Here is a 5,371-nt window from a genome sequence, read left to right on the forward strand (position 1 = left end):
GCGCCGCCCATTCGGCGGGCCCGGCGCCAAGCACTGCCGGCGCGCCCAGCGTCGTCAGCACCGCGGCCGGCACGGCGTTCAGCCCCGCCTCGACGCGCGGGTGGATATTCTCGAAGCGCGAGATGACGAGGTGGCCGCCGACCCGGGTCAGATAGGTGGCGATCGCGCCGGCAAGGATGATCCAGAAGGTCGTGCTCACGGCCGCTCCCCTATTCCGCTGTGATGCGGCGGCAGGATCACCGCCAGCAGCACGCCGGCGATCGCACCGATCGAAACATGCCAGGGAGAGCCGACCGTCTTGTAGGCGATGATCGATGCGGCCGCGCTTGCGGCGACGACGGGCAGCCATAGCGGCCGCTTGCGGAAACCGAGGACGAGGCCGAGAAAATAGATCGGCAGCAGGAAATCGATGCCCAACGCATGGGTATCCGGAATGAGCTTGCCGAACACCGCGCCCAACCCGCTTTCGATGACCCAAAACACGTAGACCGGCAGGCCAAGTCCAAGATACCAGACGAACCCGACTGGCTTGCCCGACACGGCCCTCGCCTCCGCCACCGCAAATTGCGGGTCGGTGAGGATGAAATAGCCCAGCGCCTGCTGCAGCAATGGCCAATGCGCGATGCGGCGGCCGATGCCGGCGGAATAGAGCACGTGTCGGAAATTCACCGCGAAGATCGACAGCACGATCAGCCACGGCGCGACATGCTGGCCGAACAATTCGATGCCGACCATCTGGCTGGCGCCGCTATAGATCATGGCGCTCATAAGGAACGCCTCAAGCACCGAGAAACCATTGTCGACGGAGATCGCGCCGAACAAGATCGCGAACGGCGCAGAAGCGACCACGACCGGCATCGACAATCGCACGCCATCCCAGAAATCGCCGCCGGTTCTGCTCTCAGAGATTGCTTCCGTTACCATGCGCCGCTCCTTGAGCGGCCTCATGTAGGGAGCGTCGCCCCGCTTGTCACACCAATTCGCTTGACCCAGCGATCAGCGGAACTGATCGCCGGGTTCTAACGCGCCTATGGTTTGCTGGCTCAGCTTGCGAAATAGCGCTGCCATTCGAAGTCGGTGATATGCGACGCCTGCCAGGCATCGAAGGCCGCCTGCTCGGCGCGGCGGCTCTCGGCATAATTGTCGCGGAACGCCTCGCCGAAAGCCTCGGCGCAGAAATCGGATCCGGCGAAGGCCTCAATGGACGCGTTCAGCGTGCGCGGCAGCTTCGGCTTGTCGAGATTGGCAAGGTTGCTCGTCACCGGTGGCTCGAGCGGCAGGTTCTTCTCGATGCCTTCGCAGCCTGCCGCCAGGATCGCGGCGATCGACAGGTAAGAATTGACGTCGGCGCCGGGCGCTCGGTGCTCGAACCGGCACGCGGCATCGTTCGGCGTGGTGATGGCGCGAATCGGCGCAGTGCGGTTCTCGAACCCCCAGGCGACGTCTTCCGGCGACCACGCGCCGCGATCGAAGCGGCGGTAGGAATTGACGGTCGGCCGGAAGAAAATATGCGTCTCCTGCATGCGGTTGAGCACGCCGGCGAGGAATTTCTCGGCGACCGGCGTCAACCGGTTCGGGCCGGCCGCGAAGGCAGGCTTGCCGTCCTGCCACAGGCTGACATGGTGGTGCGCGCCGCAGGCGCTTTCCTTGCCGGGCGGCTGGAAGCGCGTCATGAAGGTGGCGACCAGCCCACGCTCGGCGCACAGCTCGCGCAGATGCAGCTTGGCGCGCATCGCGGCATCCGCCGCCGCCAGGGCGCTCTTCGGCGTCAGCGCATATTCATACATGCCGTAGCCATATTCGGTGACCAGCGATGCGACGCCGATGTCGATGCTCTTCATGCGCGTGATGAACTCGGCGGCGAAATCCTGGTACTCGCCGCTGCGCACGAGGTCGTAGTTGATCAGTGAATGGCCCCACGGCTTCAGCTCGCGATAGCGGCCGGCGCGCATCAGATCGTGGTCGGCGTGGAAAATGCCGAACTCGTATTCGAGGGCGAATTTCGGCTCGTAGCCGAGCGCCCGCGCGCGCTCCTCGACACGGGCGAGGACGTTGCGCGGATCGTAGGCGCAAGGCGCGCCGTCGAGCATGTAGGAGCGCGTGATGGCGGAAGCGAATTTCGGCTTCCAGCCATGCTGCACCACCGTGTCCGGGTCGATGATGCCCTTGATGTTGGGAAAGCCGTTCTCCTCATTTGCGCTTGGCGACGCGAAGGCGACGTCGCCCATCGGCTGGCCGTCGCCATGGGTGACGCAATAGAGGATGGCATTGATCGATTCGCCCGAGGTCGAGAGCTTCAGCGGCGCGATCTTGGAGCGCACTACGCCCGACGTATCGACCGTATGCACCTCGACGAACTCGACGCCGCGCGATGCGAGTTCGGCCTGCAACGCTTCGAGCTTCGGCGCATACGCCGCCACCCTGTCCTCAAATTCCACGTTCAACCCTCCACCAGGAAATGACGACGCTATCTGTCATTGCGCCGGAAAAGAAGCGACACAAGCTCATCGAGCTCATGCCGGCCGCTGATGCCGCTTGGCCGGAACGCCATGCAAAGCACGATGACCACGCCGAGCGCCACGCCCGACAGTCCAAGCAGCTGCGGCATTTGGATACCCGCGACGCTCACGCCGGACTCGATGCTGCGGATGAATTCCAGCCCGATCGAAAGCACGATGACGCCGGTCACCGCCCCGGTCACCGTCGCCATGCCGCCAAGGATCAGCATCGCCAGCGTGTTGAAGATCATCTGGAAGTAGAAAAGTTTCGGGCTGATCGTGCCGGCGAAATAGGCATAGAGCACGCCGGCAAGGCCGCAGATCAGCGCCGACAGCACCCATGACATCAGCCGCAGCTTTTTCGCATCGATGCCGAGTGCCGCGGCAGCCTGCGGGCTCTGCGCGCTGGCTCGCAGCTGCAGGCCCCAGCGGCTGTCCTTGAACAGCCGCGCCGCCACGATCGCCAGCACCGCGAAGACCAGCATCCAGGGCAGGCCGACGACTTTCGGAATGCCGAAGAAAGCCTGGTTGCCCTTGAACAGGTCGGTCCAGTTGAGGAACACCGAATGGACGATGATCAGCAGCGCCAGGCTGACAATGGTCGCGGCGACCCCCGACAGCCGGCTGATCACCTTGCCGCTGACCAGCGCCACGATGCCGACGACCAAAAGCGCGATGAGCGCCGACGAAACCGGGTCGAGCTCCAGCGTCGCAAAACCGAACGGCGCGTTGGGGATCGACAGCTTCTTCATGGCAAGCGGCGTCGACAGGATGGCGACGCCATAGGCGCCGAGCCCGACAAAGGCGCTGTGGCCGAGATTGGCGATGTTGGAATTGCCCATGAACACCTGCAGCCCGACCACCACGATTAGGTTCACGAAGGCGCCGAGCGCCAGGAAGGTGTAGTAGGTCGGCGCGAAATTCAGCACCAGGAGGCCGATCAACAGCACCGGCAGCGCGGTAACCAGCCCGCCGACCAGCGAGCGGACAACCGCATTGCCGGGCTGCGCTGTGCCCACCGGAGCCGCCATCTGTTCGACTGCTTGCGACAATTCGGAGCCTGCCATGTCAGATCTCCTTATCGCCGAGTTCGATACGCTGGCCGAGCAGGCCTTCCGGGCGGTAGACGAGCAGTGCGACGATGATCGCGTAGGTGAGCGCATCCCGGAAGCCCGCATATTCCTGCGGCAGCGCGACAAGCAGGCCGACTTCGATGAAGCCGAGCAGCATGCCGCCGACCGCCGCACCCGGCAGCGAGCCGAAGCCCCCGATGACGCAGGCAACGAAGGCCTTCAGCACCAGGCCGAAGCCGAGATCGGGCGAGACGCTGCCGCGCCGCGCCAGGATGAAGACGGCGGCGATGCCCGCCAGCGCGCCGGAAATCGCAAACGCCGTGGCAATCACTCGGTTTGCCTTGATCCCCATCAGCCGCACCGTGGCGAAGTCGCGCGAGGCGGCGCGGATGGCGAGGCCAAGCGTCGAGCGGTTGAGGAAGAGCACCAGCGCCAGGATGGTCAGACCCGACACGATCAGCTCCATCACCTGCAGCGAGGAGACAGCGAAGGGCCCGAAGAACCACATCTGGTTCAAGCCGTTGAGGACCGAGACCGACTGCGGCTTGGGCGAGATCAGAAGCATGAAAAGGTTCTGCACCACGATCGACACACCGAAGGCGGTGAGCAGCCCGGTCGTGGTCGGCGCGTAGCGCACCGGCCGGAAGGCGACGCGCTCGAACACCACCGCCGCCAGCGCCGCCATGCCGACGGCGAGCAGGACCGCGACGAAGGGCGAGGTCAGCCCCAGCGCGGCAGCCACGAACACGCTGTAGGCGGAGACGCCGATGATCTCGCCATGCGCGAAATTCACCAGCCCCATGATCGAGAAGACGACGGCCAGCCCGAGCGCCACCAGCGAATATTCCGCGCCGAAGGCGAGCGCGTTGAGGAGTTGCTGCAGAGCATAATCCATGTCGCCGCCTACCCGCCGATATAGAGGTTGAACAGGCCGTGCTCGTCGGCGAGCCTGGCCGGCGGTCCGTCATAGCGCAGCGTGCCCGAGCTCACGACATAGACGCGGTCGGCAAAGCGCAGCGCCTGCTTGGCGTTCTGCTCGACCACCAGCAGCGTCAATCCTTGCGCCTTGAGTTCGCCGATGAAATCGAAGATGCGCGCCACGATCTTGGGCGCGAGCCCCAGCGACGGCTCGTCGAGCAGCAACAGCTTCGGCCGCGACATCAGCGACCGGGCGATCGCCAGCATCTGCTGCTCGCCGCCCGAAAGCGTGCCCGCCGCCTGGCCGTAGCGCTCGGAAAGCACCGGGAACAGCGACAGGAACCGCTCGATGTCCTGGCGCACCCCGGCAGGGTCGCGCCGTGTCGCCGCCCCCAGCCGCAGGTTCTCGCCGACGCTGAGATTGGCAAAGATGTGCCGGCCTTCCGGCGTCGAGGTCAGCCCGGCGCGGATGCGGTCCTCGGTGCGGACATGCGAGATGTCCTTGCCGTCAAGCACGATACGCCCCGAAGCCGGCGTGACCAGCCCGGTCAGCGCGTTGATGGTCGAGCTCTTGCCGGCGCCGTTGGGTCCGAGCAGGGCGACCAGCTCGCCCTGCCCGACTTCCAACGACAGCTCGCGCACCGCCATGACGGCGCCATAGCGCACGACAAGCTTCTCGACCTTAAGCACCTGTTCCCGCCCCGCTTAGTTCAGCGCCGGAACGAAGGTCGGCGGCGTGTCGGTGATCAGCACCCGCTTGCCGTCGGCAAAGCCCATCACCGGCACCGTCTTGACCGGATAGCCCTTCTTCTCGGCGAAGGAGATCGTCGGCGCCGTGGTGCCCGGATAGCCGCCCGGCGCCCTGATCGCTTCGCGCAAGGC

6 protein-coding genes are annotated in these 5,371 nt (G+C 65.3%); all 6 read right to left on the reverse strand.

The features are described from left to right. The coding region (locus EOA28_RS23720; RefSeq protein WP_148670821.1) for an AzlD family protein at positions 1-199 on the reverse strand (199 nt) is incomplete at its 3' end. Continuing rightward, positions 196-924 carry an AzlC family ABC transporter permease gene (locus tag EOA28_RS23725; RefSeq protein WP_127252588.1) on the reverse strand — a complete coding sequence of 243 codons (729 nt, stop codon included), beginning with the start codon at positions 922-924 and terminating at the stop codon, positions 196-198. The genes EOA28_RS23725 and EOA28_RS23720, both read right to left, overlap by 4 nt. Positions 925-1,043: 119 nt before the next feature. Next, positions 1,044-2,438 carry a glutamine synthetase family protein gene (locus EOA28_RS23730; RefSeq protein ID WP_127252587.1) on the reverse strand — a complete coding sequence of 465 codons (1,395 nt, stop codon included), beginning with the start codon at positions 2,436-2,438 and terminating at the stop codon, positions 1,044-1,046. Positions 2,439-2,467: 29 nt separating this feature from the next. Continuing rightward, a complete protein-coding gene (locus tag EOA28_RS23735; protein ID WP_245463334.1) occupies positions 2,468-3,565 on the reverse strand; it encodes a branched-chain amino acid ABC transporter permease in 1,098 nt (365 codons plus the stop codon). Position 3,566: 1 nt separating this feature from the next. Next, complete coding sequence (locus EOA28_RS23740) at positions 3,567-4,466, reverse strand: branched-chain amino acid ABC transporter permease (protein WP_127250305.1); 900 nt, start codon at positions 4,464-4,466, stop codon at positions 3,567-3,569. An 8-nt stretch (positions 4,467-4,474) separates the two neighbouring features. Next, positions 4,475-5,179, reverse strand: coding sequence for an ABC transporter ATP-binding protein (locus tag EOA28_RS23745; RefSeq protein WP_127250304.1), 705 nt, complete (start codon positions 5,177-5,179; stop codon positions 4,475-4,477). Positions 5,180-5,371 lie beyond the last annotated feature (192 nt).

Source organism: Mesorhizobium sp. M2A.F.Ca.ET.067.02.1.1 (assembly GCF_004023285.1).
Taxonomy (GTDB): domain Bacteria; phylum Pseudomonadota; class Alphaproteobacteria; order Rhizobiales; family Rhizobiaceae; genus Mesorhizobium.

What these genes read in the sequence shown, in the direction of transcription:
- EOA28_RS23735 (WP_245463334.1), bottom strand. Translation starts at nt 3,565, where the DNA reads ATGGCAGGCTCCGAATTGTCGCAAGCAGTCGAACAGATGGCGGCTCCG.
- EOA28_RS23725 (WP_127252588.1), bottom strand. Translation starts at nt 924, where the DNA reads ATGGTAACGGAAGCAATCTCTGAGAGCAGAACCGGCGGCGATTTCTGG.
- EOA28_RS23740 (WP_127250305.1), bottom strand. Translation starts at nt 4,466, where the DNA reads ATGGATTATGCTCTGCAGCAACTCCTCAACGCGCTCGCCTTCGGCGCG.